This window comes from Sphingobium terrigena, from assembly GCF_003591655.1.
In the GTDB taxonomy this organism is placed as follows: domain Bacteria; phylum Pseudomonadota; class Alphaproteobacteria; order Sphingomonadales; family Sphingomonadaceae; genus Sphingobium; species Sphingobium terrigena.
Genome location: NZ_QVRA01000026.1, coordinates 23,928 through 48,473, shown reverse-complemented (window position 1 = coordinate 48,473; position 24,546 = coordinate 23,928). Strand labels below are relative to the sequence as shown.

Genomic DNA, 24,546 nt, shown 5'->3' with positions numbered 1-24,546 from the left:
GCCCATTGCCCGTCCCCCCGCTCGCGACCTGTCCGCCGTTGTTTTTCAACGCCGGATCGACAGCAGCGTATATTTCATCCCCGCCAACGTTCCCTTGACCGGATAGTCGGATATGCGGACGCGGTTGCTCTGGTTGCCGCCCAGCACGCGGATCGTGTCGCTGCCAATCTTTTCGACAAAGAAGCCGACATGGCCGCCGTCGCCGCTGGCAGATTGCCGCCGCCACACAACTATGTCTCCCGGGCGCGGATCGTCGGTCACCGCCTCGCCCCAGCCGCCATCATGCCAGCTACGCGCCCACTTGCTATCGGTGCCCTTCAACCCCGCCTGTTCGACACAATAGTTGACGAACGATGAGCACCAGGCGGTCTCGTCCGGCGCCGCGCCACCCGACGTGCTGCTGTGGTACAGGACGATGCGCGAATTATTCTGCGGCCCCGTCACCTCGCGCACGTCCAGAGTCAGTTCGGCCTGCGCGATGGCATAGGCGCGCGGGATCGCAGGGGCCGAAGGTGGCGTTGGCGACAAGGGCAATCCCCCCGCCAGCGCTTTCAGAAAGGCGCGCGCCATGAAGCCATCAGCCACCCCGTCGCCACCGACATCCACCTGAACCCAGTCGCCCTCCTGCCCCAACCCGTGCACGACCGTGCCCAGCGGCAGGGTTTGAAGCACTGCAAAGCCCTCACCCGCGCCGCCACGCAGGCGCAGGCCGCTGCGCGCAATGACCTCGAACACTGCGACGCCTTCGCTGCGCAGCCGTTCGGATGGGGAAGCGAGCGCGGGTGCGCCGAACTGACCGAAATCCTCGAACGCGGGGTTGAAGATATTGCCGTCATAGTCGAACCGGCCAAAGGTCGATTGCAACTCCTGGAATTTCTGAAAGAGCGTCCATTGCTGCGACGCAAGGAACGCCTTCGATCCCGACCAGCCCATCGACGCGGGAAGCCAGAACAGCGAGGCATGGCCCGTCGATTTCAGCCGCGAACAGACGGCGCCCGATCCATAGACCCCGACACGGAAACGCCCGCCGAGCGCGGCGTTCACTTCGGCGAAATAGCGGTCGATCTGGTCCAGTTCGCTGCCCCGGAAGAAATCATGGTCGACACCGAAATAGATGGCGGACCCGGCCGCTTGACCGATCGTCCCGGCAAGTGCCATCGCCCGGTTGGCGTCACGCGCGCCCTTTCCTGCGCCGAAATCTTCCAGAAAGCCGCCGGCGCCGCCACGCTGCTGGAACACCACGGCGACGTTCAGCCCGGCCGCCGTCAATTTGCCATATTCCGCGGGCGTCAGGCATTTGGACGGGAAGGTCGATGAATTCTTGTTGTTGTAATAGCGAATGACCGTGCGCACGCCCTCCTGAGACAGGCGCGCGGCATGATCGCCTAGAGGATAGGGTGAATCGATGATCTCGTGCATGGCCGCCCCCAAAATTGACAGGAATCCGGTACAGCCCGTTGCCGGGCACGACTCTTTTTCTCGATTGTGGCGACCTGTCGTGATGATAGAATATTGACAAAGGTTGATGTCAATCGGCAATTGTCACCATTTCGATGGAATGAAATCAATCGATTGTAATGACTAGACGAATATCAAAACGAGACCTTACACTTGCTAGGCGGCGTGGACAAATTCAGGTCAGTGATCGAGCTTTGATGCGAACGGCGGCTGATTGCCCATAACGATGCCGATCTTGGCGCTCAGATGCACCGGCAAAGCTTGGACTAGCCCAAACATCTGATCGTCAGGAAGCGGCCTGAAGATCAATACGCTCAACCCACCATCATCCTTTTCGATGGCCATCGGGGAATAGCCGCGTGCTTCGAGGTGCGCGATGGCCGCAGCCTCATTTTCGGGAAGGACGCTAAATCTCGTGGGTATTGGCTTTGCCATGGATCATGTTTTGCCGTCTATTCGACGAGGACGCAATTGACGCGAGCGCTGTTGATTGATTCAAGGCTGCTTTTTGGAGGTAGGCTTGAGCCGGGGCGATCTCACTGAAGCTGAATGGCGCGTGCTGAAGGACTTGCTGCCGATCGAGCCTGAGAACCGTGGCCGAGGCAGACGTCCCGAGCAAAACCGATCGATCATCAACGGCATACTCTGGCGGCTCCGATGCGGCGCTCCATGGCGTGACGTTCCGCCCAAATATGGTAGCTGGAACACCATTTATCGCCGTTTCCGACGCTGGAGCGAAGCCGGGGTCTGGGAAGCCATGGCGGTGACGCTCGCCGAGATCATGGCGGACACCGGCCACTACAGCATCGACAGCACCACAGTTCGCGCCCATGTTTCGGCAGCGGGCGGAAAAGGGGGACTCATCGACGCGCTCCTGGCCGCTCGCGGGGCGGGTTCACCAGTAAGCTTCTCTGCCTGGCTGACGCCCTGGGACGACCGCTCGCCTTCCACCTGACGGTTGGAGAAGCAGCAGACTGCAAGGCATATGACGCGCTGACAGGTCTGCCTGAGCGCAAGCCTAAAGCCCTGCTCGCGGATAAAGGTTACGACGCCGACGCCATCAGAACCGACCTCGCAGACAGGAAGATCGAGGCCGTCATCCCCGGCCGCTCAAACCGTCGCGTGAAGATCGAACATGACCGCGCGCTATACAAGCAGCGAAATTGCATCGAGCGTATGTTCGGTCACCTGAAGGTCAACCGGGCCATCGCCACCCGATACGATCAACTGGCCAACAGCTTCCTCGGCATGGTCCATCTCGCCACCGCCAGATACTGGCTCAAATTTGTCCACGCCGCCTAGCCAGCAGCTTGGATCACAAAATCATTCCTTCGTGACTCGCGCGCGCGAGTCAACTCGAAGCACATCGACTCTGAAAGCGCGGCGGCTGCCATCCCATCGGGACACGTGGGAGCGGCGGCGCTGCAAAGCGAACGTGCTGTTCACCGAGCGCCCACTATTTGGCAACCGTTTCGGCACTGAGTGATGATATCGCCGCATGTATCCTCCGATATTGGGTAAAATATGCGAATATTTGTGAATTCGTTCTCTCTTTGATCAGACTTATTCTGTTCTCAAGCCGGGTCGTTCCATGCACCATGGCGCGGGGGTGATTCTTGATGTTCCGGATTGCCGAAGCTTGTCTGGATATTGCCTTGCTGGGGCTGCAGTGGGTGTGGCAGGCGGCCGAGGCACTGCTGGGCCTGGTGCTGGGGATGCGCAGCGTCGGACTGGTCCTCTCGGTGGGCGGAGCGCTGGCCGGCGCCTGGCTGCTGACGGTCTATATCTGGCCGCTCTACTATCTCCAGACGCCAGAGGCGCGGGACCTCAAGGCGCGGTTGGTCCGCGCCGATCGCGATCACCTGTCACCAATGATCTTCGATCGTGACCACGGCTTTGTCTCGGTGCTCGACTACTACGATTTCGAGAAGGGCGACGGTCTGCATGGCAATGAATTGAGCTTCGGCCGACACTATTCCGAAGACGGGCACGAAGACAAATCTCACGTCGTCGGCTCCTTCCGCCCGACAGTCTTCGTCGACAAGCCAAATCCCGATTACGTGCGCTGCCTGCGCTGGCTGGAGGATCGCACTGATGCCACGCGCGGATTGCTCAATCCTTACGGCGTCGATGTGCGCTATCCGTTGAGCCTTATCAGGTCAGCCGTCACTTTTCGCGCGCCGCGCGGCGGGTCGACGCTGATCGCGCAGTATCAGCAAAACATCGGCTATGAAAAGCAGCCGAGCGACGGCGTTTCGGGCAAGCTACGGACGATCGGCCGCAAAGCGAACGAGCTGTTCCTGCGCACGCCGGTGATGTCGCAGATCGTCGGCGAAGACCCCGACAACAGCGCGCGTTATGCCGCGCGCGCCTTCAGCCACCTGCAGGGCAACGGCAAAGCCGGCGACCTGCGCGGCCTGGCACTGTCGGCCAGGCTCGTGTTCGGTGTCGACCAGCGCGCGCTGACTACAGCCCAGGCCATCTTTCTGGCCAATGCCATCCAGAACCCGCCCAAGTTCCAGTATGGGGTCAATGACAGCGGCGTGCCGATCGAGCGGGGCGGCTATCGCAAGAAATGGGTCTATCACAAACGGCGAGCGATGGGCTGCATTCGCGAGATGGCCGTGCCGGGCCAAGAGGCCGGTCTAGAGCGCGCCTTCGACGACATCATCAACGCTGAGCAGCTGACCCCGCGCGCCGCCCCGGCGATCGAAGTCGCGGGCAAGGAAGGCAGAAGCGCCGACGACGAAACCGGTGCCAGATGGTACGTGCAGGCGCAGGACCCGCTGAACCATGCCGCTCCGTTGGTCAAGGACGTTGTGAACGGCGCGGCGGTCGAGCTGCGCCAGGCTTTCGGCAATCAATGGAATGCCGCGGTCAGCAGCGTCGAACTCGCCGTCTCGGTGCCCGAACAGCACCGGTTCCGCGCGGCATTCAATGGCGAGATGCGCAACTGGCTGCACCGCGCCGATCTTCGCGGGGAACTCAACCCCCATTACCGCAGCTACGCCGAGACCGGGGAGGGGCCGTCGCCCGACATCGCCCTAGCAGTGGCCGATGCCGAAGGGAGGATCGTCCGGTTCTATTCCACGCGCGACCGCAGCACCTATTTCGGCAAGATACCGCTCGATCGCGCTGGATCCTATCGCTGGGACCAAGAGCAGATCCAGCTCGCCTCCATCGGCAAGATCGGTGCAGCGCTGCTTTTCGCGCGGCTCGGCATCGACCCTGCGCGGGTGGTCGGGGCGATGGCAAAGTCGGACACCAAGGAGGTCGAACACCAGCTGGAAATGGCGCTGTCGGCAAGCCGGATGGCGGCGCGGCGCAGCGGCAGGGTGCCCCCCGACGTGGTCCCAGACCTGCTCCGCCAACTGCGCTGGTCGAACCGGTCAAGCTACAGCCGCAGCGGCGGCATGGAAAGCCCGGCTAGGGCGTTCAGCCGGGGCACGGTAGCCGCTTCGCCGCGCACCGTGCATCACGACGTCTCGGCGCTGCTCGCCGCCTTCATGGGCCAGTCGGGGCCGGTGCGCGCGCCCACGCTGCTGAACCGCATCACCTATCTAGAATATGCCGGGGGCGGGCCGGGCGGCCGGTATGGCCCGACCCTCGCGCGGCTGCCTGACTACCAGGCCGTGAACTACGGCGCGGCGAACTTTCGCCCGGATCGCGACGTGCTGGCCCCACTGCGCGGCGAGGCGCTGCTCGCCGGCCGGGCCGAGCCGCTGATCCGCAAGGCATTGGGCTCTTCAAGCTCGACCATTCTACCAGACCGGCTATTGCCGCGCCGCGATCGACAGGCTGTCTACCAGTTGTTGCGCGCGCCGTTCTGCGCGCCGAATGGCACGCTTTCGACGTTGCGCGACTGGTGCGATCGCAGCATCGTGTTGTTTGGCAAGACGGGCACCCACGACATCACCGACGATTACTACAAACGTCGGCTGAACCTGCGCCGCTTTCGCAAGACCGGTGTGGTCAACGCATTGTGGATCGCGGGCGGCATCCAGCTGCGCGACCGGCGCGCCTATTCGTTCGTGCTGATGGTCGCGGGCGCCGACACCGCGCACCCATTGACGATTCCGCGCGACGCCAAGGGCAAGGACGTGGAGGGCGGCCGGCTCGCGCCGCTCCTGGGCATGATCTTGCGCAACCTCGAAGGTACCGGAGCGCCCGTCGCGGCGCGGGAAGGAAACTAAGATGACTAGACTGTTCAGGCGCCTGTTAGCCGGCGGCGATGTGCAGCGCGTGCTGCTGCTCGGTGCGCTGCTGATCATCCTGCTGGTCACCGTGGTAACGGGGCTGCTGTTCCTCAATCTGGGCGCTTTTCCGGCGATCGCCATTGCCGTGGTGATTGTCGCGGCGCAGCAGTTTGCACTGGCGACGGTGGTGTCTTCGGACACGCTGCCGGCGGATAATGCGACGTTGCGCAAAGCCTGGCTGGGTTTCCTGGGGGTGCTGGCGACCATCGCGGTGGCCGTAGCCAGCGTCGGGTGGTGGCACGCAATCGGCGGCGAAGCGGCGGCGCGGGTGGAGCTCGACCAGCGCGTCAGCGACCGCCTAGCGCCGCGGCAGGCTGCGCTGGACATGACGGTGGAGGCGGCGGTGAACGCGTTGAACCGGCTGTCGCGCGACGCCGACGATCTTGCCGCGCGCGCGGAGAGCGCCGGCGGGACCTGCGCGCGGGCCGGGCGGGGAGCGGGGCCGCAAGTGGGCCTGCTGAGCGATGCCGCCGAACGCTATGCAGCGCTTACGCAAGGCACGCAGCAGAACGCCGACCAAATCAGGGCTGCGCTGGCTGTGCTGGCCGATCCCGAAGCGGCCGAGGACGGACGCGAGGCGATCCGGGCTGCCACGGCGGAAATCCGCCGCAACGCGAATTCGCTGGTCGACGACAGCCAGCGTTTTGGCAGTGGCACGCCGTTTCGCGATACGATCGCGCAAACCTCCACCGCTTGCGCCAATCCGCAGTTGGCGCAGGCCATCCAGGACGCGGCCGCCGCACTTGCGCGACTGGAAAAGCAAGCGCTCGCCGCCGCCGACGCGCCGCGCGCCGATGCCTTGGTGCCGCAAGGCGAGGTCCGCTTCGGCGCGGCATTCGGCAAGTTCGAGATCATCGCCATAGTGATCGCTGCGCTCTTACAGTTCGGGATCTTACTGTTCAGCCTTCCCCGCCGGCCGCCTGCGGCCGAGGCGCCGCCGCCGGTCGCAAGCCATCCGGTGCCCGTTCCGCCGCCGCCGCTGGCGCCGGCCGAGCCGGATGCGCCAGCTCTGGCCCTGCCACCCCCGGAAGTACAAGCGCAGGCCGACACGGACGGCGAAAACACGCAGGACCCGCCTCACGATGATCGATAACACCGCTGGCATCTCCTCCCGCCCGACCAGCACCGGCATCAAGCGGGTGCTGATGGCCCCGATCGACTATTTCATGCAGGCCACCGCCGGCCCGGCGGCGGCACTGTTCCGTTGCATGCTGGGGCTCGCCTGGCTGGGCACGGCTAAGGGGTTGATCAACTATTTCCTGTCGGGTCGCATCCTCGATGGCTGGGAATGGCTGTTCCTGCTGTTCCTGATCCTGCTGTTCACTTTCGCCTTCATCGTGGTGATGGTCTACGCAATCGAGGCTGCTTTCGACGCGCAGGAAGGCATCTCCAGCTTCCGCGAACTCGTCACACGCGGGGCGTGGATCGGCATTTACCTGATCACCTTCGGCGTCTCAGTGTCGTTCTCTTTCGCGTTCTGGTGGGAACTGCTGCAGGCCGAGGAGCAGACGAAGTCGCGTACCCGTGAGGATTTCGAGCTGATCCAGCGGGCGGTGACCAATGCCGATCAACGGATCACCTCTGCCAAACGGTCAGCGATGCTGACCTCGGCCTATTTCAGCGACTTGTCGCAGAAGGAAGAGCGCGAGGGCGGCAGTTGCAGTAACCCCTCGGGCAGTAGCTATGGCCCTATCACACGGATGCGCGCCGAGGAGGCGCAGGAGGCCAAGGGCATCTCGGAACGGATCGACGCCTTCGCGCAGGCTGCGAACGAGCAGATCGCGCCTGCGCTGTCTGCGGCGAAGGCCGCGCAGGCCGCCGGCCGGTACCAAGATGCGCAGGCTTTGCTCGCCCAGGCGGCCTCAGGAGCGGACACGTCGAGCGATCAACTGCGCGGACTGGTTCCCGAAGTGCGCCAGCGCGCTATACCCTTCACCGCAGTCGGCAGCGAACCGGGCGACAGTCGCGCACCGGGAACCGAGGTGCTGTGCCTGCATGCGGGCAGCGCCCAGCAGTACCGCCGGCTCGCCGACATCCTCCAAAGTCTGCCCCGGGTGGGGATGCCGCGCCAGGACGTGTTCACCGGCGCGCGGGCGACGACCGAGGCGATCTCGCGCCTGCTCACGCCGCTGCGCCTGACCGCGGTCCTGCCCGGTGCCAAGCCCTCACCGATGCAGCCGGGCGACTTCATCCCGCTTGTTATCGCGCTGCTGGTCGACCTGACCCTGTTGATCATTGGCCTGATGCGCGGCGACAAGCGCAGGCGGGGGCAGCGAATCGACGACATCGCCGCCGAGCGCGCACGGCTGACGGCCGCGATCGAGCATCAGTTTCAGGGCGATCTCAACCGGCTGATGATCGACTATGGCGGCAGCCTCTATTTCGTCGTGCCCGGCAGGCTCGACGCGGCCGAGGTCGAGCGCGCTACGATCCTGCTGTTCCTTCGCAGCTTCGACCGCTGGTTCAGCCCGGTGGTCGAATACCGGCTGCCGCGCCTGTTCCCGTTCCGCCTGGCGATGGACGCCGTCGCCCGCCGCCGCCTGCACCGCCGCCGTACCGACGAGGACAAAGCGGCTGACGAGCCGGGCATGCTGAATCAGGCCGCCTCGCCGCCGCCAGCCGGCGCGATCCCATGGGAGACGGGCGGCGACTTCCACTGGTTCCGGTTCAATCGCCGCTTCGCCGACACCTTCCTCGCTTACCTGGGCGCCTATGTCGACCAGGCGGGTGGCGGCGATCCCTTTGCCAATCCGCCCGAGACGCGGCGTGAAGCCTATTTCGCGCGCGATAGGGCCGAGCGCGAAATCCGCGATCGCGAGCGGCGCGAAGCAGAGGCGGTGCGTGCGGCCGAACGCGACCATCGCTCGCGTAAGAGCCAGATCGAACGCGAGGCGCAGGAGCACGCGACCGAGGCGCTGGCCGAGATGGGCGAAGCGCTGAGCGAAGCCGCGCGCGCGCTCGCCCGAGCGGAAATGGAGGCGCGGATCGCCGAGATTCAGCAGCAAACCCGCCGCGAGGCAGCGCGCAAGCGTCGCGCCGATCGTGGCGACCGGATGCCCTCGCCGGCGAAGGGGGAGGAGGAGTGTTCCAATAACAAGCCCACCGACGACGCTGCCACCGAGACATCCAATGCCAAGGATGCCCAGCCGTTTGAACCGGACGAGAGCCCCCGGCCGACCGCCGCCAACGGTTCGGTGCCAAGCGACCTTTTCCCTGAACCGGAAGGCGAACCGCCCGCGGATGAGCCCGAGCGCCAACCGACCGCAGAGCCCGTCGCGTCCGAGGCGTCGCCGTCGCCGAAAGATGCCGATCCGGACCCGTCAGCGGATAGTTCCAGGCTCGTGAATGGCGAACAAGGACCCGATTCACAGCCTTCAAGAACCGAGCGTCCACAGCCCGGTGCGTAAATGGGACAAGTCGAGAAACCGAATGTTTCTTCAGCGACTTATTAACCACCTATTTACCAAAATTCGGCATTTGTCGGATCGGAGGTTTGACTATGCTCGAGAATCAGAAATTCATTCCCGATAGTCAATCGGCGACGCCGCAACTGTCGCTTTCGATGCAGCGCGTTTCGGTTGGTGATCTCCAGCTCTTTCCGGAGGGGCGGACCGCGCGCCTCGCAGCGTTCATGCTGCCGGCGGACGGCGCCGATCTCGACGCAGTCTGGCGCGAGTTGCCAGCACTGGCAAAGGTCGGTTACAGCGTCCACGGTATAATCTTCGGGAATCTCCCCGCAGCCAAGGCCGCGGTCCTGCGTGCGGATTTTGACGCCGCGTTTGGCGAAGGTAGCTTCACCGCCCATGTCCGCTCGGACCGCATCGGCAAGCAGAGGCCCGATCGCGCCGCGATCTACGTCCGCTCGGCTTTCGCTTGGATGGGGGGATCAATCGGCAAGCCCTCGCGCATCGGGGAAGCTGTCAGCCACGCCTATTCGACGATCGAGCTCGGCCTCTGCGCTTTCGGCAACTGCTATCGCCGTGCTGCGGCGATCCATTGAGATCGCACAGCAAACGGCAAGGTCGATTATTCGATGATGTCTCCATCTCGGTTTTCATGAGCGGCGATCTATGCCCGGAAGTTGGATAGTCTTTGCCCTTGGGGACTGTTCGGTGAGCAGCCAAGCATAAGAAAGTGCGGATCACTCCAGTCTCGATGCGCTCACGACCGTTTGATTATTTTGCTGATGCCGTAAACCGTCAGCATTGAGGCGCCCAAGGTCAGCGCAGAGAATTTATCCATGTAATTGTCCACGCGGATAATCGGGTCACACTGGGCCTCCACGCTGGTTTCGGTCGCGGTGTGAATCAGCTCTGGCGGATGGAGGCTCAGTTCCAGCGCATCAAGCTTCATGTCGCAAACTTGGCCCTCAGCCTGCGCTTCCAGACCGTCCTTGATTATGTCCGCGGCATGGTCATGCATTTCCATCTGCGCGCGACGCCGTTCATCCTGCTCGACCGCCTGAGCAAACAGCGCTGCCTCGCTGCTCGCCTCGGTGCTGCCGGTTACGGCGCCGGCCCCCGCAGCGCCGGAGGGGGGAGCCAGTCGCTGCGTTCATGATTAGCTTCAGGCGGGGCATCAGGTTGCTCGGGTGCTTCGGCCGCCGCGGCATTAAAGGTTTCGGTCACCGTTTCCGGCGATACGCTGTCACCGCCACTCTCGCTGCCTGCTGTGCCCGCATCGCCTACTTCCAGCGGTGCCTCGGCAGCCGCGGCATTGAACGCCTCGCTCACCGTTTCAGGCGAACCGCCACCGTCGCTTCCAACCTCGCCGGTCTCGACCGGTGCTTCAGCCGATGCCGCCGCGTTGAAGTCGGCGCTGGTTTCGCCGCTATTTTCCCACCAATTGCTGGCATCACCCGCCGCGCTCTGTTCGGCGGCGACAAACCTGCTATCGATCGGCTCGCTTTCGGGCGGATCCCAGCTTTCGGGTTCGGGATCTCTTTCGCTTGCGAGATCTACCGACGTTTCAAACGGAGCCTCGGGGGCAGCTTCAGCGGTTTCCGGCGGTGCTTCGGCTGGTGTTTCGATGCTGGCCTCGGGTGCGGACGCAGGCGGCTCGGGCATTTCTTGAAACTCAGGCATGCGCCCCATCCTTTCTAAAAGAATTCGTCAAACGGCCGGGCCTCGGGTCCGGAGGTGCCTGATAGCGGCAAATGCAGCAACAACGGCTGTTCCAGCCCCTCCTCAAATAGCACGAAATTGACGCGCCCTGGAATAGTATCGCGCGGTTTGTCGACCTTGAGCAAGGTCACGTAGCGCTTCTGGGCTTCGGTAAAGTTCATCGCCGCCCCTAGGGAGTCGCGATCATCCTTGGCCGCCAGACGCAGCATGATCTTGAGGCTAGTGTTCTTGACCGCCTCCGGGACAATTTTGGATGGAATTTGCTCGACGATCGCCAGTCCCTGCCCAAAGGCACGGATCTCGGCCAGCATGTCGACAAACAGGCCAACCGACTTGCCGCGCGCGCCTTCGCCGACTTGCTCGGCGCCACGGCTTGCCGTCGCTTGATTGGCCAAAAGTCGATGCGCTTCTTCAATAATGAGCAAATGCCGCAGGACTTCGGCAAGAGGTTGCCCGGTTTCGCGCGCTAGCAAATCCTCCGCTTGCCGATACTCGAAAATATATGTCATCAGAAACGCCATCGCGAGCGCTTTCTGGTCGGCGTCCGGCACTGCATCGAGCTCGACGACGGTTGGCCAAGTAAGCAGGTCGCGCGCGAGCAGGTCGTAATAGGCGGGATCGGGACGATTGCCGTTCTTGCGATAAAAGTGGCGATAGGCAGCGTCGGCAAGCTCGAAACTGGTACCCAGGATGCCCAGTGACAGATTTTCGAAGCGGCGCCGGAAAATGTCACGCATTTCATGAGCGCGGCTCTGCCCGACAGCCGGCGCTGAAAATTCCCGATCGACGAACGGCCCGGTAATGAAGGCTTTGAAAGAGGCGTAAGAGGGGAAGATGGCGCCATCAGCGCGGATCGACCCCATATGGGGCCCGCCGCGATCGAATTTGCCAAAGCCGCAACAGCCGTCTTTACGCATCCCAGTATAATATTCGATCAGCCCCTTCTCGACCAGCATCGCGGTCACCGGTTCCATCGGGAACGCCGCTTCGAAGCAGGACTTCAGATAAGAAGCGTGGCGCGCGATGCTGATGCCCTTGGGGACGCGCAGCGGATCGAAAGCGAGGAAATCCTTGCCGGGACCTCCGGTGGGTGCACCTTCGAAGTTGCGCCGTCGGATTTTGGGAATGACGTTCTCCAACCGGCCGAAATATTCGGTTTTGACGGGCTCAATGACGAGAAACGGCACGCGCAGCCGGATCAGTTCGCGCACAAGGAACATCGTCGCAGTAGTCTTGCCCGATCCGGTACTGCCGACGATCAAAGCGTGTTTGGTCAGATCAGTCGGATTGATGGCGTGCCACGCGGTGTTGGCCAGCGGCTGGTCGTCACGGGACAAGGGCGCACCCGGACGCTGCACCATGCCGAGCCGGAGCTTGTCGGCAGGTGGTGGCGCAACCGCGCCGTCAGCGCCAGCGGCAGGCAGAAACGCAATGCTCGGCACGGTGAACGGCGGCACCGGCTCCGTCTCAAAGCCCGGCAACCCCTCATCATCCGCGAAAGGCAAGCGGACCAAGTCATGCGCTTCCTCTAAGGTGAACAAATGCGGCAGCCGCAGCAGGAAATCAAAGGCTTCGGCGGCGTCTTCAGCGCTCACCCCGGCTTCGCGCATATCGCTGGCAAGTCGTTCATATTGCCTTTCACGCTGCGCGTCCGACCACGCTGCCGGGCTGTCGATATCGGCATCGGCAAGCGCTATTCCAGCGATCGATCGACGCGGCTGGACGACTTGGAAACCTTGGAAGCCGCCAAATTGCGATGCAACGACATTCGCCAACCCGATCACCGCGCCATGATTGGTGCCGCCGACCCGGATGGATGCGCGGCACAAATGTCCGCGCGGCAACGAAAACCGGTCATAAGCGGAGCGCAGCGACTGGACACTGGCGAAACCCGCACTGACCAGATGCCCGACAAACTGATCGAGAAAGCGCTTCCAGCCGAGCGCCTTAATCTGGTTTTCCTCATGCTCGAACGGATCGACTGGGTGGAGCGCGACCGAAATGACCAATGGCGAGCCGCCCTGGACCGCCTGGAACAGGCTTTTCGCGCGCGGACGATGCTCGTCAAGCGGGCCTGGCAAGGGCAGGCAGAAGCGCTCGGTCAGCAGTTCAGAAAAGTCGGTGTCGAGCCGCGGTAGAAAGCGCAGCCCGTCACCGACAGGGATCATGTCGAAGATAGGGGTTTCGCCCTCTGCAGACCGGCGCTGGATATCAGGCGATGGCACTGGCAGATCAACAAATTCGAGCCGACGCACCACCCGAGCGATACGTAGCGACATTGCGTCGATTGTCGTGTCAGGCTCAACCTTGCGCCACCGAAAGCCCGGCGGCAGCATTGCTTCTGCTTGCTCGATCTGCGCCAGCGCCGCAATATCGGCGCTGGCATAGAGCCGCAGCGAAATCTCGGTTCGCTCCAAATGGGCGATGCGCAGTTCTGCAGTCGCACCAAGTCCGCGAACGAGATGCAGCGCGACGTGATTCCAGAAAGCGCGTTGGCCGATTGCTGAATCGAATAGCCGCGCGTCGAGATTCTCTGCGTCGAACCGAGGCGCGGAGAGCAGTTGATACTCGGCAATGACTTCAGATGACTTCGTCAGCGTCGTCATCGTCGTTCAACTGGTAGCGGACGGAAATCGGCGTAGGCCGCGGCTGACCTTCGAGCCGTTCGCGGGGCTTGGGAAGATGCGGGGTCACGCGCCGCGCGATGACTTGGCGCCGCTCTTCGCGCGACAGGCTGCCGGTGCCGACAACTTGGATCTCGATCGCGTGTGCATGCTGGGTCTCAACCTTAAGCGCTTCCTCGTGACGCGCTTCTGCCGCTTCTGTCAGCGCCTTTAAATCCTTACGCACCGCAGCGAGCTTGGCAGCGCATTCCTTTGCCCGGCCAATCAGCGTGGTAGCCGTAGTACTCAGTTTCAGTCCGATCAGTTCGAGGACACGGTGTGCGTCATCGACTTGCGCGGCGCCGGCACGCACGCCCTGTTCACCAGCCTGATCGATTTGTACGGCCAGCTCGGCAAGCCACGCTGCTTCAAAGCCGGAATCTGCGAGACTGGTCACGTCCGCAAGGGTGTGGAAACGGTCTTCCTGTGCCTTAAGTTGGGTCCGGAACCCCTCGACATCGGTGATCGCGTTTTGAAGCCGCGCGGCAGTATATTCGACAAGCCGCTCGGTATCAGCATTAGCGGCGGCACGCAGAAAGCGCGCGTTGTCCGGCAAGTCGTCGCAAAGCGACGATGCCTTGCGGACTTCCTCAGCGATCGACCCGAGCTGTTTTTCCGTAAGCGCCCTAACCAGCACGGTGTTTAGGGCATCGCGCGCGGCCCGCGCCATCCATCCCTGGAGGTCCGGGTTCTGAAAGAACAGATTATGCGCCGCTTCGAGCGCGCGCCGGTTGAACTTGCTGCCCGGTTCCATTCGCGAAGTCAGCATGAGTTGCCCGACGGTCGCACTGAGCGCGACATTGCCGCCAGCATCGGTGACATCGAGCTGATGCAAAATCGATTGCGATAAGCGGCTGAGGTTCCAGATGGACAAGGTCCGGTCGTGGATCGGCAACTGGAGCTGCTCATCGGCCGAGTCGACGAGGATCCAGTTCTGCGCATTCTGGGTGCGGGTCAGCACGAGCAGTTGCGCCTCACCGCGGTCGAAACAGAGAAAACGCTGTGCGCGGGCACCCTGACCAAGTGGGTTGTACACGACTGTCGCTGGCGCAGTAGCCTTATCGCCAGCAGTCACGATAATGCTCTGCTTAGGACGCGGCCCAAGCAAGGTGGCGATGGCGGCAATAACGCCTGCAAGCAGGATCGCGGAGCCTGTGACATACCAATCTGGTGACGGCATCGCCCCTACCGAATCGCCTGATACAAACAATAAGTCGATGCCGAGCGGCAACAAGCCGACACAGGCACCCCGCAGGCCACTGCTATCGTTGAGCCGGTCATTGGCCTCCCAGGCGCGCGCAAGCAAGGCTGCATAGGCAATGCCGACAAAAGGCGGAATTAGCACGAGCATCAGCCGCACCGATTCACCACCGGACAAATCGCGCGCCGGAACAGTCGCGATCAATGCCAGGGCAGCGAGCCCTGCGGCAAGCCCGGCCCAGATTCGACCAAGTGGTTCCTCCAAGCCAGCGGGCGCACCAGCAATCGTCAAGGGATTGCGTCGACCGCCGATATTGGTCACTCCACTGTCGCGCAGCATCGAAAAACTGAGCCACAGCGCCAGTGTCTGCACGGCAAGCATAACGAGCGCGAGCGGCATGCCATCTCCAACTGACGCAAGCCAAGGAGAGATTAGGGGACGGATAAGTCCTTGTCCGGCGAGGCTGGCAACAATGTCACAGATGGTGAATGCAAGCAGCGCCATACCAAATAGCGACGATTGCGGCTGGCTGCCCTTTTCGAGCGCAGCCTTCAGCCCGGAAAGTTCAACGACAACACCCATTAGCGCTCCCGCCAGCAAGCGGCACAATACCGCTCTGTCTCAAAGGTTATCCGTAACTTCCGACGCCCAAACCGACGACGAATCCAAGATATTTCTCGGCTATAGACATGCCGGTTGAGACCCAATCGGGCAACCTAGAAAAGCGCCCTAGGGCTAGGTTGGGACTCTATTTAGACCACTCTGCGACTACGGCAACGAACGCGGCGAGATAACGGGCGTCCACCAAAAGTGAGCCGCGCCTAATTTCGAAAGCACATATGATCGCGCGAAAGCCGGCGGCGAGGTAGCATCTGGCAGTGATGGCGATCAGTTCCGCATGCGCGCGACGAAGTCGCGAATATTCGCCAGCGGAATGATCACATGCTTGCCGTCATCGCCATCCAGTTCGAGGGGTTTGCCCATAGCGGTCGTCGTTGCGACCGGACAGCGCTCTAGCTTGCCAATCGCGCTATTGAGCGACGTGCCTGCCGGGCGCGCCCATCCCCGCCACACGCCTGGCACCGAAGGATCAGTGGGATCTATGGAGCGGACGAGCTTTCGCAGATCGTTCTGGGCGACCACCTGCCCTTCGCACAGGATGATTTGATTCTTGCGGGATGTGAGTTTCCCGGTGAGCGTTTTGGTGATCATCGTGCCGTCTGACTGGCGCTCGTCATATTCGACATAATCGCGATAGATCGAGAGCGCCTTGCGCACATTGAGCCGGCTCCCCGACCAGCTCACCGTGGCAACGCGCTCGTCGACATCGCCCGAGATCAGCAGCCGGTCCTTGATCTGGGATGCCGACAGAGTTTCGCGCGACAGGATCGCGGCGACCATCGAAACGATCGGCGCGGCATAAGAGGTGCCATTGCGCGAGACCTTGATCACGTGATTGCTGGCATCGAGGCTATAGGTCGGAATGAGGCAGCCGGGCGCGAGCAGGTCGAGCTCTTTGCCCTTGCGGCTGAAATAGAGCAGTTTCCCGCTCGGATCATGGGCGCCGACGCTGATCAGCACGGCCGCCCCCTGATTGCCGCCAAGCGATCCGGGCCAACTCAGCGTCGCCGGGGTGAAGTCCTGCTGCCCAGATGCGACATTGCCCGCAGCGGTCACGAGCAGCACCCTTTTGGTGTTCGCGATCAGGCGAATGAAATCGTCCCTCTCGCGCATCGCGGCCACGCTGGCATTGACGATCTTCACGTCGTTATTGACGGCCACGGAGAAGGCGTGCCGAATCGCGCCGACGTTCAGATAGGGACGACCGTCGGTCGCCGTTCCGGCAATACTGGCGAACGTGAGCTTCGGCCGCGGGAGCTCGCTCGGGTCGACGGTCAGGAACCGGGCACCCAGCAAGATTGCGGCCACTTCACCGCCATGCGGCCGTGAGGGCAGATCACCCGGCGGGTTGGCATCCATCCTGGCCGGTTCGACAGTGTTGATACCCGGATAGACGGCGAGCGATTCGGGGTCGGGTCCGGCAAGACGGCCGAACGCATCGCCGGGGATCGCCGGCGGCCCCATCGCGGGATCATAGCCCGTATCGATGAGGAGGATCTGCGGCATGGGCAGGTTGGCTGCAAGATTAGCGGGGCGCTTCGTGCGAAGATCCTCCAGCGCCTGATGGAGTGCTGCCATCGGCAAGGGCCAGTCCGCAGAATCCGCGCCCTGACATTCTCCGGGCAGGAGTGTCGCATCGTCGATCAGCTCGGCAAGCGTTGCGTCGGACGAAGAGGCGCCATCGATTTCAGCAACAAGAGCCTTGGCCTCTTCCAGCGAAAGGTCATCGCGGATGGGTACGGTTTCGACACGCTCTTCGGGAACGACGTTGACCACGTCCTGGGGGTGGAGGTTGAGACCCTTCATCTGGGGATTTTCGCGTAAGAAAAGCCTTGCCATTTCGGTGGCCAGAAAGCCGCGATCACTTCCTGCCTGGCCGCTACCCGCGAACTGACGTAGGGTGCTGAGCGGGCGCGCTGTGATCGCGCGGGCTGCGGTCAGCGCTTGGTGAAGCGCATTGGCATCGAGGGGCACATTCTGCTGGTCATATTGTTTGGCGATCGGCGTTGTGCCGACGGCCCGCGGGATCGCGGCGACTTTCAGGCAATAGGGAAAGGCAAAGGTCACGCCAGGAGCGCTTTGCTCAAGATCTTCGGCGGTCAGTGACGGCTTGGCTATCCGATTTTCATGGACGAGCGCGGCCACATAGGCAGGATCGACGATCCCGCAGCGCTGTTCGATGAGCTGCCGGACCGACTGGCCGCTGGTGAGGGTGATCGACGATGGCGCACCGATCCGCGCGAGCATTTTGACCGCAGCGGGGCTGTAGCCCATACGCACGTCGAGCAGGGGGAGCGGTGTCGACGCGGCGACTGCCGTGGCGAGGAGCGCAGCCGCGCTAAATGTGGCAATCCGCAGGCGCATCAGCATGATCTTTATCCACTAGACAGATTTCGACCGGGATAACCGCGCCGGTTTTCGGGTCGCGCTGGCGACCAGCCCAGTCCTCGAAGAAGACGATCGTGGGGCCATTGGCCAGAGCCGTGAAGCGAGATAGGTCATTCTGACCGGAGATCGCCGCTGAGGCGACGCCAACCACTCTGCGCGACGACCCTACCCCCGGCTGATAGGCGGCACCGCCGGAGTCTCCGGCGCAGACTGAAACCCCGCCCGTCGTGAAGAACACCGCTTTCTGCGCGGTAGCATCTTTCACGACACTGGTCCCTTCGTAGAGCACCCCGCTAACGCCACCCCGCGAGATGCAGCCAAATCCTAGCAGCGAAAGCCGTGTGTCGTCGGCCGGCTTCAGCTTGAGGTCAATCGTCTCAAAATCTTGTCCAGCCGCCAGCACGATCCTGGCGGCCGTAAAACAAAGGGCTATGTCATAATTGCTGTTGTGGAACGGATGAGCCTCGCATTGCACGGCGATGCCGCTGGCCTTGATGGTGCCGTTCGCAGCCCCTCGGATGCAGTGCTCCGCCGTGAGGAGAACCTGCGGGCCGATGGCGGTGGCGGTACAATGCTCGCCGGAAGTGGCGGTGAACACGAACGTGGCGGGCCAGTTGGCCATGATCGCCTTCGATCCACCGATGATCTCCGGCGACGCCTCGGTCGCATCGGCGGGCTGGGTGAATTCGAGCGGTTGCGCGTAGGCTTTGATTGAGGAGATGCACAACAGCAGGATCGCGAGGGCGCGCCTCACGACCCCGCCTTTGCCTTGGCGAGCGCACGCTCGGCTTCGACCATGCGGGCTTCGGCCTCAAGCGAGGTAATGCGTGCATTGGTCACACCGGTCTGCGCGTCATATTGAGCTTTGACCGCAGCCTGGTCAGCGTGAGGGTCTTCCGCGCGTTTACGCTGTGTCTCGGCAAGATCAAGCTGAAGCTTGGCTACCGCCACTTGATTGGTCAGGTCTTTGGCCTGGCTCGGGCCGAGCGTGGCTTGGATCGCTTCGATCTGCTGCTGGGTCTGGAGCGCGGTGAGCTGCTCGCTCGCGAGCTGCTGCGGCGTCTTGGTCAGGCCCTCTTCCGCCTTGGCCAGATCAGCCTTCGCTTTCGCGAGCGTCGTCGCATTGGTGATGCCCGCAAGCTCGGCGCCCTTCTTGGCTTTCACTACCTTGCCAGCTTCATCGACCGTTGAGCCGACGGCGTTGGCAGCCGCCAGTGCCGCCGCATTGTCGCGCTTGAGGCCCGCGGTTAGAAGGCGCCCCTGATCATCGAAAGTCGCCGAGACGCTACCCGAGGCGAAAGCCGGGCTTGAGAACGAAATGTTGAATACCGTGCCGAGCTGGGCGATGGCGCCGTTGACCTTAGCGATCGGCTCCGATCCCGATCCATCGCCGCATTCCTGATTGGCCTCGCAGATCAGGAATGTTCCAGCGGCGGGCACCCTATAGCGCAAGCCGGCTTTAGGATGGCTCGACCCGGCAGAGGGCTTGTCGCTTCCATAGCTTCCCCGGCGAACGAGATGGAGGGCGATCGGAGCACGCACGGAACGGTAATAGACAGCATTCACAAGATCGTTATCAAGCTGCGCGAGTCGGATTCCGCATGCCGACCCAGCGGCTTTACGACATTCCGTCACATCGACTGCGGGATTGAGCTCGGGATAGCGCGCCCGAAAGGCTTCGGGGCTCATCCCGAGCTGATAGGCAGCGCCCCGTTCGCCTTCGATGATAAGATGGATTTTGTTATCGTCACCGGTATCTTCCCAGGTCTTGGTCTGATCGCGGGCTATGACGCCGCGAATGGCATCTCCCTTGAACCATTTGTCAGCCGTTCCGATCGGCAGCGGATAGGCTGACCAGGCATGGAAAGTGCTGCTGTCATCGGGCCATGTCGCGGTGCGCCTGTCGGTAAGCCAGGCCTGCGCATCGCTCGAAGCCTTAGTGATCGCGTCGAGCTGCTTCTTCGCTGCTGCGTTGGCCTTGGTGCGCGCTTCGATCTGGGTCCGCAGCTTTTCAGTCGGCTTGGTGGCGAACTGCGCGGTGAGCACGGCAAGCTTGGCGTTTGCTTCATCGAGCGCGTCGGTCGCCGCCTTAATCGGCTTCTTGTTTGCTTCGATGAGCGCCAGATTGCTTACCGCGTCATCCTTGCACATCTGCGCCTTGCCGGCCTTATCGCTGACAGGGATCGGAATGCCCGACGCCAGCAGAACGACCTTTCCGGCGGTGGCGGCCACCGAGGCGATGACATCGCCGGTCTTGTCGACGGTCGAAGCGTTGAAGGCAACGAGCCGACCATCCTTGTAGGTGATGGATATGTCTGAGGTTTTGAAAGCCGAGATCATCGACTCTGGATCGATGACATAGACCTGCTCGCCATCCGGTGCGAGGAGCGCGGTGATGGTCGCCTCGGTCTTCACCTCGGGCACCTTGTCGGCGTCACATGAGATCAGGGTGCGCTTGAGCTCGATCTGATATTGGGTGAAATCCAGCATATAGGCATAGCCGGAGCGCGATCCGGTGGAGTCCGGACCGTGCCGGTTCACTTCGAGATGCGTGCAGCCCGAGACAAGCGTGGCTGACAGAGCGGTGACGCCCAGGAATCGTAATTTCATCTTTGCTCCCCCTCAGCAATAGCGCAGCAGAATGACACCTGCTAAGAAACGGTCAACCCGGCTAATTGCGGAACAGAAACCGTTTTGGTGCCAGCCGGAATAATTCAAAAGAATTTGTTTGCTACCTTGAAACCGCTTGATTCAATTGTCACGGTAGCTCGTCCTGCTGAGCAGGACCTCGTCGAATAGGCGCCTGATCTCGATAATGTCGATGCTGCTATTCGCGTCGATCAGGGCGATATCGAGATCGCGGTATCCCACCTTCCCGGGCTTCGAATAGCGGTCGTTGGCCCGGGCCTTCGGGAGGATCGCAACATATTTGGGAAGGATGCGTAGCAGAAATTCGGGGATCGCCGAGCGGGAAAGGGATCGGGCAAGCTTCAACAAGGAAGCGCGGCAGCGTTACCTTGCTTTCGCGATGTCGCCTGACGCGCATTGGCCGGGAAATTTCCGTGACCTCGCGGTCAGCGTCACCCGGATGGCGACGCTCTCGCCCAAGGGCCGCATCGATCTGGATTGCGTGGATACCGAGATCGGCCGGTTGAAGCGGCTTTGGTCAGGCCAGACGGATAGCGACGCAGGCATGCTCGCCACATTGCTCGATCCGGCGGCGCTCGCGCAGATCGACCCGTTCGATCGGGTTCAGTTGGCGGAAACCGTTCGCGTCTCCCGGGCCAGCCGTTCGCTTTCGGAAGCAGGGCGCGCTCTCTTCTCTGCATCCCGCACGCTCAAAGCCAAAGCAAATGACGCGGACCGGCTTAGGAAATATCTGTCCCGTTTCGATCTGGATTGGGCGGCCGTCACCGGAGGGTGGAAGAATGCGTGCCAGACCACCCGAAGGCCTTTCCCGTGTATCCAACCATGTATCCGCAGAGCCTGTATTTGGGTGTTATCCCCGCTATAGACCTGTATAATGAGAATGGCAGAAAATGGCGCGTTTTCGCCATTTAGATATTTCTGTGTAATATTATGATGGCATACGGCAACTATGTTACGCCGCTTTACACCGAGAATGTCGGCGGTTCGAGCCCGTCATCGCCCACCAGTTTTGCGGGACAAAGCCCCGCAAAAACTTTCGCGCATCAGCGGCAGCAGATAATCAAACCGCCTGCGTATCGTTCATCCTGTAGCAAGCATCGCTGCGGCACCATTCGCCCATGCCTTTTGCAGCCCTTATTGGCGGCACCATCGCGCCTGCCCTGCTGATGCTGTCGCCCTTTGCGGTGATGGCGGCGAGCGATTGTGCCGACTGGAAGCCTGCAGCCAAGGCGGTGCAGGGTGGCAAGGATATGCCTTGCAAAAGGCCGCGCCTGCCGCTGATGTAGGCGCTTGTCCCATATTGCAGCGCAGCGCCACCGCTGCTAGGTCCGCGATCATGATCCAGCCGCCTGAAATCATCCGAGTCTCCAAGTCCCGCGTCTCCTGCGACGGTTCGGACGATATACCCGCCGCGCTCGGCCATCCGCGCGTGTTTCTGGAAATTGACGAGCATGGCTATGTCGATTGCGGCTATTGCGACCGCCGCTTCGTGCTGGCGGGCGGCGTTGCCGATACCGGCGACGTCGGCAACCTGCCCGACATCGCTTCGGGTGCCAGCCTCTAACTTTTCCTTTGGGCCTGGATGATGTCGTCCCTATATCGGTGGCATGACCGATCTAACCGCCCAATTTACCGACGCCCGTGGCCTGCTCTATCGCCCCGGCCTGCTTGATCCCGATGGCGCGCGCCGCGTGACCGCCGATGCGCTCAAAAGCTGCGACGATGGCGAACTCTATCTGCAATATCGCGCCAGCGAGAGTTTCGGCTTTGATGACGGACGGCTGAAAACCGCCGATTATTCGACAGATGCCGGGTTCGGCCTGCGCGGCGTGTCGGGCGAAATGACCGGCTTTGCCCATGCCAATGACATTAGCGAAGCGGCGATTCGCAAGGCGGCGCAGACGTTGACCTTGCTTGATCCGGCCACCGCCCCGCCCGCGCCGCCGCCCCAGCGGACCAACCGGCACCTTTATACCGACGCCAATCCGCTGGAGATTGTCCCTTTTGCCGAGAAGGTGACGCTGTGCGCCGCGATCGACGCCGCTGCCCGCGCGCGCGACCCGCGCGTCGCGCAGGTGTCGGTCAGCCTGGCCGGCAGCTGGTCGGTGGTGGAAATCGTCCGCGCCGACGGTTTTACCGCTACCGACATCCGCCCGCTGGTGCGGCTCAACGTCTCGTTGATTCTGGAAGAAGATGGACGCCGCGAAACCGGCAGCTTCGGCATTGGCGGGCGCTATCTCTACGATCAGGTGATGGAACCGGCCGTCTGGAACCGCGCGATCGACGAAGCGCTGGCGCAGGCGCAGGTCAACCTCCGTTCGGTTGCGGCACCAGCGGGTGAAATGACCGTGCTGCTTGGCCCCGGCTGGCCAGGCGTGCTGGTGCATGAAGCCATCGGCCATGGGCTGGAGGGTGATTTCAACCGCAAGGGGACCAGCGCCTTTTCCGGCCGCATCGGCCAGCGCGTCGCTGCGCCGGGCGTGACCGTGGTGGATGACGGCGCGATTGCCAGCCGTCGCGGATCGCTCTCCATCGACGATGAAGGCACGCCGACGCGCGAGAATATCCTGATCGAGGACGGTATTCTCAAGGGCTATATGCAGGACCGGCTGAACGCCCGGCTGATGGGGGTCGAGCCGACCGGCAATGGTCGCCGCGAAAGCTATGCCCACGGCCCGATGCCGCGCATGACCAATACCTTCATCAAGGGCGGCAATGACGACCCGGAAGAATTGCTGTCGCGCATGAAGTCGGGCATTTTCGCCAAAAGCTTTGGCGGCGGGCAGGTGGACATCGTGTCGGGCAAGTTCGTCTTTTCCTGTACCGAGGCTTACCGGGTCGAAAATGGCAAGCTGGGCGATCCGATCAAGGGCGCAACCCTGATCGGCGATGGCCCGACTGCGCTGACCAAGGTGGTGGGCATCGGCAATGACTGGGCGCTGGACGAAGGCATCGGCATGTGCGGCAAGGGCGGGCAGAGCGTGCCTGCGGGCGTCGGCCAACCGACCCTGCTGATGGAGGGGCTGACGGTCGGCGGCACGGCGACCTGACGCTTTGCCGCTACGGATCGCGGAACCGGGCGGGAAGGTCATGGGTATAGCCTCCATGAATATGTTGACCGACAGCCATGACGCCGTCACCGCCGACTGGGCGGCGGCACTGCTCGACTTCTGGTTCAACCAGGTCGGCGAGGCAGGCTGGTATAGTCATGATCCGGCGCTGGATCACCAATGTCAGGCACGATTCCAGCCTTTGTGGAGCGAAAAGAAAGCGCTCCCTGCCGACGCTTTCCTCAACCGCGCTGACGATGCGCTGGCTGCGGTGATCCTCTTCGACCAGTTGCCGCGTAATATGTTTCGTGGCACGGCGCAGGCCTTCGCCACTGACGCGCTGGCGCGGGACGTGGCGCGCGGGGCTATCGCCCATGGTTATGACATTCAGATTGGCGGCGCGGGGCGGCTCTTCTTCTACATGCCGTTCCAGCATAGCGAGGCGCTGGAGGATCAGGAGCTGTCGCTGACCTTGTTTGAAGGGGCAGGCGACCCCCGTTCCCTCGATTTTGCCCGGCAACATCATGCAACCATTGCCCGCTTTGGCCGTTTCCCGCATCGCAATGCCGTGCTGGGGCGGGAGACGCTGCCCGATGAAGCCGTTGCCGTTACGGAAGGTGCGCAATGGTAGGCTGGCGCTGCCTATTTTTTGAGCATTGAAACGATACTGCCCATTTTTTTGGCGCTGCCTTTCATGTCATCGCGCCGCAAGCCCGCATTAACCCGCGTTTAACAAATTGGCACGCCTCTTGCTGAGTGGTTCCCGCACACCAGTAACAGGGGGCGACATGAAACTTGTCATGGCTATCATCAAGCCGTTCAAGCTTGACGATGTTCGCGAGGCACTCTCCTCGCTCGGCATCGCAGGTATGACGGTCAGCGAAGTTAAGGGCTTTGGCCGCCAGAAGGGGCAGACCGAAATCTATCGCGGCGCCGAATATTCCACCAACATGGTCCCGAAAATCAAGATCGAGGTGGTCTGCGACGACGACCTTGCGCCGCGCGTCGTGGAAGCGACCCAGGCGGCCGCCAATTCGGGCGCCATCGGCGATGGCAAGATCTTCGTCCTCGATGTCGGTCAGGCCGTGCGTATCCGCACCGGCGAGACCGGCGAAACCGCGCTGTAAGAAGGGGGAA

23 protein-coding genes are annotated in these 24,546 nt (G+C 62.4%); 13 read left to right on the top strand and 10 right to left on the bottom strand.

Features of this window, described 5'->3' with window-relative positions; translation table 11 throughout:
- Nucleotides 1–45 precede the first annotated feature (45 nt).
- Together D0Z70_RS20035 and D0Z70_RS20030 are read right to left on the bottom strand one after the other, a co-directional pair.
- Nucleotides 46–1,419 (bottom strand): TIGR02594 family protein, encoded by a 1,374-nt coding sequence (locus D0Z70_RS20035; protein WP_119749533.1) that lies wholly within the window; start codon nt 1,417–1,419, stop codon nt 46–48.
- A 219-nt stretch (nt 1,420–1,638) separates the two neighbouring features.
- Complete coding sequence (locus tag D0Z70_RS20030) at nt 1,639–1,893, bottom strand: hypothetical protein (RefSeq protein WP_069064649.1); 255 nt, start codon at nt 1,891–1,893, stop codon at nt 1,639–1,641.
- Nucleotides 1,894–1,978: 85 nt separating this feature from the next.
- On the opposite strand from D0Z70_RS20030, the gene D0Z70_RS20025 reads away from it, so the two are divergent.
- The 5 genes from D0Z70_RS20025 (at nt 1,979) to D0Z70_RS20005 (ending at nt 9,714) form a co-directional block, all read left to right on the top strand.
- Nucleotides 1,979–2,760, top strand: a protein-coding gene (locus D0Z70_RS20025) for an IS5 family transposase (RefSeq protein ID WP_239019044.1) whose coding sequence is annotated in 2 segments (ribosomal slippage) — nt 1,979–2,318 and nt 2,318–2,760 — 783 coding nt in all. Because the reading frame shifts where the segments join, the coding sequence is not laid out codon by codon here.
- 317 nt (nt 2,761–3,077) lie between these two features.
- On the top strand, nt 3,078–5,651 hold the full coding sequence (locus tag D0Z70_RS20020) for a biosynthetic peptidoglycan transglycosylase (RefSeq protein ID WP_147418799.1): 2,574 nt from the start codon (nt 3,078–3,080) through the stop codon (nt 5,649–5,651).
- 1 nt (nt 5,652) lies between these two features.
- Nucleotides 5,653–6,807 carry a hypothetical protein gene (locus tag D0Z70_RS20015; RefSeq protein ID WP_147418798.1) on the top strand — a complete coding sequence of 385 codons (1,155 nt, stop codon included), beginning with the start codon at nt 5,653–5,655 and terminating at the stop codon, nt 6,805–6,807.
- Nucleotides 6,797–9,121, top strand: a complete 2,325-nt coding sequence (locus D0Z70_RS20010; protein ID WP_119749527.1) for an ICP22 family protein — start codon at nt 6,797–6,799, stop codon at nt 9,119–9,121. The genes D0Z70_RS20015 and D0Z70_RS20010 overlap by 11 nt, the downstream gene beginning before the upstream one ends.
- Before the next feature lie 92 nt (nt 9,122–9,213).
- Nucleotides 9,214–9,714 (top strand): hypothetical protein, encoded by a 501-nt coding sequence (locus tag D0Z70_RS20005; protein WP_119749525.1) that lies wholly within the window; start codon nt 9,214–9,216, stop codon nt 9,712–9,714.
- Nucleotides 9,715–9,875: 161 nt separating this feature from the next.
- Here D0Z70_RS20005 and D0Z70_RS20000 read toward each other — a convergent pair whose 3' ends face one another.
- The 3 genes from D0Z70_RS20000 to D0Z70_RS25035 form a co-directional block, all read right to left on the bottom strand.
- Nucleotides 9,876–10,142: a hypothetical protein gene (locus tag D0Z70_RS20000; RefSeq protein WP_119749523.1), complete on the bottom strand. Its 267-nt coding sequence runs from the start codon at nt 10,140–10,142 to the stop codon at nt 9,876–9,878.
- A gap of 77 nt (nt 10,143–10,219) precedes the next feature.
- Nucleotides 10,220–10,798 carry a hypothetical protein gene (locus tag D0Z70_RS19995; RefSeq protein ID WP_147418797.1) on the bottom strand — a complete coding sequence of 193 codons (579 nt, stop codon included), beginning with the start codon at nt 10,796–10,798 and terminating at the stop codon, nt 10,220–10,222.
- A 14-nt stretch (nt 10,799–10,812) separates the two neighbouring features.
- Nucleotides 10,813–12,432: an ATP-binding protein gene (locus D0Z70_RS25035; RefSeq protein WP_182914048.1), complete on the bottom strand. Its 1,620-nt coding sequence runs from the start codon at nt 12,430–12,432 to the stop codon at nt 10,813–10,815.
- On the opposite strand from D0Z70_RS25035, the gene D0Z70_RS25030 reads away from it, so the two are divergent.
- On the top strand, nt 12,379–12,975 hold the full coding sequence (locus D0Z70_RS25030; RefSeq protein WP_182914047.1) for a hypothetical protein: 597 nt from the start codon (nt 12,379–12,381) through the stop codon (nt 12,973–12,975). The genes D0Z70_RS25035 and D0Z70_RS25030 overlap by 54 nt on opposite strands.
- Nucleotides 12,976–13,182: 207 nt before the next feature.
- A complete protein-coding gene (locus tag D0Z70_RS25025) occupies nt 13,183–13,344 on the top strand; it encodes a hypothetical protein (protein ID WP_182914046.1) in 162 nt (53 codons plus the stop codon).
- A 73-nt stretch (nt 13,345–13,417) separates the two neighbouring features.
- Here D0Z70_RS25025 and D0Z70_RS19985 read toward each other — a convergent pair whose 3' ends face one another.
- From D0Z70_RS19985 to D0Z70_RS25020, 5 genes are all read right to left on the bottom strand, one after another.
- Nucleotides 13,418–15,283 (bottom strand): hypothetical protein, encoded by a 1,866-nt coding sequence (locus D0Z70_RS19985; RefSeq protein WP_119749517.1) that lies wholly within the window; start codon nt 15,281–15,283, stop codon nt 13,418–13,420.
- A 306-nt stretch (nt 15,284–15,589) separates the two neighbouring features.
- Nucleotides 15,590–17,692, bottom strand: a complete 2,103-nt coding sequence (locus D0Z70_RS19980) for a S8/S53 family peptidase (RefSeq protein ID WP_119749515.1) — start codon at nt 17,690–17,692, stop codon at nt 15,590–15,592.
- Nucleotides 17,661–18,464 (bottom strand): trypsin-like serine protease, encoded by an 804-nt coding sequence (locus D0Z70_RS19975; RefSeq protein WP_119749513.1) that lies wholly within the window; start codon nt 18,462–18,464, stop codon nt 17,661–17,663. The genes D0Z70_RS19980 and D0Z70_RS19975 overlap by 32 nt, the downstream gene beginning before the upstream one ends.
- Entirely contained in the window at nt 18,461–20,320 is a 1,860-nt protein-coding gene (locus D0Z70_RS19970) for an RND family efflux transporter (RefSeq protein WP_119749510.1), read from the bottom strand. The genes D0Z70_RS19975 and D0Z70_RS19970 overlap by 4 nt, the downstream gene beginning before the upstream one ends.
- 141 nt (nt 20,321–20,461) lie before the next feature.
- Nucleotides 20,462–20,704 (bottom strand): hypothetical protein, encoded by a 243-nt coding sequence (locus D0Z70_RS25020; RefSeq protein WP_182914051.1) that lies wholly within the window; start codon nt 20,702–20,704, stop codon nt 20,462–20,464.
- 34 nt (nt 20,705–20,738) lie between these two features.
- Here D0Z70_RS25020 and D0Z70_RS19965 point away from each other — a divergent pair, with 34 nt between their 5' ends.
- From D0Z70_RS19965 to D0Z70_RS19945, 6 genes are all read left to right on the top strand, one after another.
- A complete protein-coding gene (locus D0Z70_RS19965; RefSeq protein ID WP_239019043.1) occupies nt 20,739–21,224 on the top strand; it encodes a hypothetical protein in 486 nt (161 codons plus the stop codon).
- Between the two features lie 253 nt (nt 21,225–21,477).
- Nucleotides 21,478–21,645 (top strand): hypothetical protein, encoded by a 168-nt coding sequence (locus D0Z70_RS25015; RefSeq protein WP_182914045.1) that lies wholly within the window; start codon nt 21,478–21,480, stop codon nt 21,643–21,645.
- 50 nt (nt 21,646–21,695) lie between these two features.
- Nucleotides 21,696–21,923, top strand: a complete 228-nt coding sequence (locus D0Z70_RS19960; protein WP_119749508.1) for a zinc-finger domain-containing protein — start codon at nt 21,696–21,698, stop codon at nt 21,921–21,923.
- Between the two features lie 43 nt (nt 21,924–21,966).
- Nucleotides 21,967–23,409 carry a metalloprotease TldD gene (gene tldD / locus D0Z70_RS19955; protein WP_119749506.1) on the top strand — a complete coding sequence of 481 codons (1,443 nt, stop codon included), beginning with the start codon at nt 21,967–21,969 and terminating at the stop codon, nt 23,407–23,409.
- Nucleotides 23,410–23,464: 55 nt separating this feature from the next.
- Complete coding sequence (locus tag D0Z70_RS19950) at nt 23,465–24,040, top strand: DUF924 family protein (RefSeq protein WP_119749504.1); 576 nt, start codon at nt 23,465–23,467, stop codon at nt 24,038–24,040.
- 157 nt (nt 24,041–24,197) lie between these two features.
- On the top strand, nt 24,198–24,536 hold the full coding sequence (locus D0Z70_RS19945; protein ID WP_004209785.1) for a P-II family nitrogen regulator: 339 nt from the start codon (nt 24,198–24,200) through the stop codon (nt 24,534–24,536).
- The last annotated feature ends 10 nt before the right edge of the window (nt 24,537–24,546 follow it).

What these genes read in the sequence shown, in the direction of transcription:
- D0Z70_RS19970 (WP_119749510.1), bottom strand. Translation starts at nt 20,320, where the DNA reads ATGAAATTACGATTCCTGGGCGTCACCGCTCTGTCAGCCACGCTTGTC.
- D0Z70_RS19985 (WP_119749517.1), bottom strand. Translation starts at nt 15,283, where the DNA reads ATGGGTGTTGTCGTTGAACTTTCCGGGCTGAAGGCTGCGCTCGAAAAG.
- D0Z70_RS19945 (WP_004209785.1), top strand. Translation starts at nt 24,198, where the DNA reads ATGAAACTTGTCATGGCTATCATCAAGCCGTTCAAGCTTGACGATGTT.
- D0Z70_RS19965 (WP_239019043.1), top strand. Translation starts at nt 20,739, where the DNA reads ATGTCGCCTGACGCGCATTGGCCGGGAAATTTCCGTGACCTCGCGGTC.
- D0Z70_RS20035 (WP_119749533.1), bottom strand. Translation starts at nt 1,419, where the DNA reads ATGCACGAGATCATCGATTCACCCTATCCTCTAGGCGATCATGCCGCG.
- D0Z70_RS20015 (WP_147418798.1), top strand. Translation starts at nt 5,653, where the DNA reads ATGACTAGACTGTTCAGGCGCCTGTTAGCCGGCGGCGATGTGCAGCGC.
- D0Z70_RS19960 (WP_119749508.1), top strand. Translation starts at nt 21,696, where the DNA reads ATGATCCAGCCGCCTGAAATCATCCGAGTCTCCAAGTCCCGCGTCTCC.
- D0Z70_RS20020 (WP_147418799.1), top strand. Translation starts at nt 3,078, where the DNA reads ATGTTCCGGATTGCCGAAGCTTGTCTGGATATTGCCTTGCTGGGGCTG.
- tldD (WP_119749506.1), top strand. Translation starts at nt 21,967, where the DNA reads ATGACCGATCTAACCGCCCAATTTACCGACGCCCGTGGCCTGCTCTAT.
- D0Z70_RS25030 (WP_182914047.1), top strand. Translation starts at nt 12,379, where the DNA reads ATGCGGCAGCCGCAGCAGGAAATCAAAGGCTTCGGCGGCGTCTTCAGC.
- D0Z70_RS25015 (WP_182914045.1), top strand. Translation starts at nt 21,478, where the DNA reads ATGCCTTTTGCAGCCCTTATTGGCGGCACCATCGCGCCTGCCCTGCTG.
- D0Z70_RS19980 (WP_119749515.1), bottom strand. Translation starts at nt 17,692, where the DNA reads ATGCTGATGCGCCTGCGGATTGCCACATTTAGCGCGGCTGCGCTCCTC.
- D0Z70_RS19995 (WP_147418797.1), bottom strand. Translation starts at nt 10,798, where the DNA reads ATGCCTGAGTTTCAAGAAATGCCCGAGCCGCCTGCGTCCGCACCCGAG.
- D0Z70_RS20005 (WP_119749525.1), top strand. Translation starts at nt 9,214, where the DNA reads ATGCTCGAGAATCAGAAATTCATTCCCGATAGTCAATCGGCGACGCCG.
- D0Z70_RS20030 (WP_069064649.1), bottom strand. Translation starts at nt 1,893, where the DNA reads ATGGCAAAGCCAATACCCACGAGATTTAGCGTCCTTCCCGAAAATGAG.
- D0Z70_RS20000 (WP_119749523.1), bottom strand. Translation starts at nt 10,142, where the DNA reads ATGGAAATGCATGACCATGCCGCGGACATAATCAAGGACGGTCTGGAA.
- D0Z70_RS19950 (WP_119749504.1), top strand. Translation starts at nt 23,465, where the DNA reads ATGAATATGTTGACCGACAGCCATGACGCCGTCACCGCCGACTGGGCG.
- D0Z70_RS20010 (WP_119749527.1), top strand. Translation starts at nt 6,797, where the DNA reads ATGATCGATAACACCGCTGGCATCTCCTCCCGCCCGACCAGCACCGGC.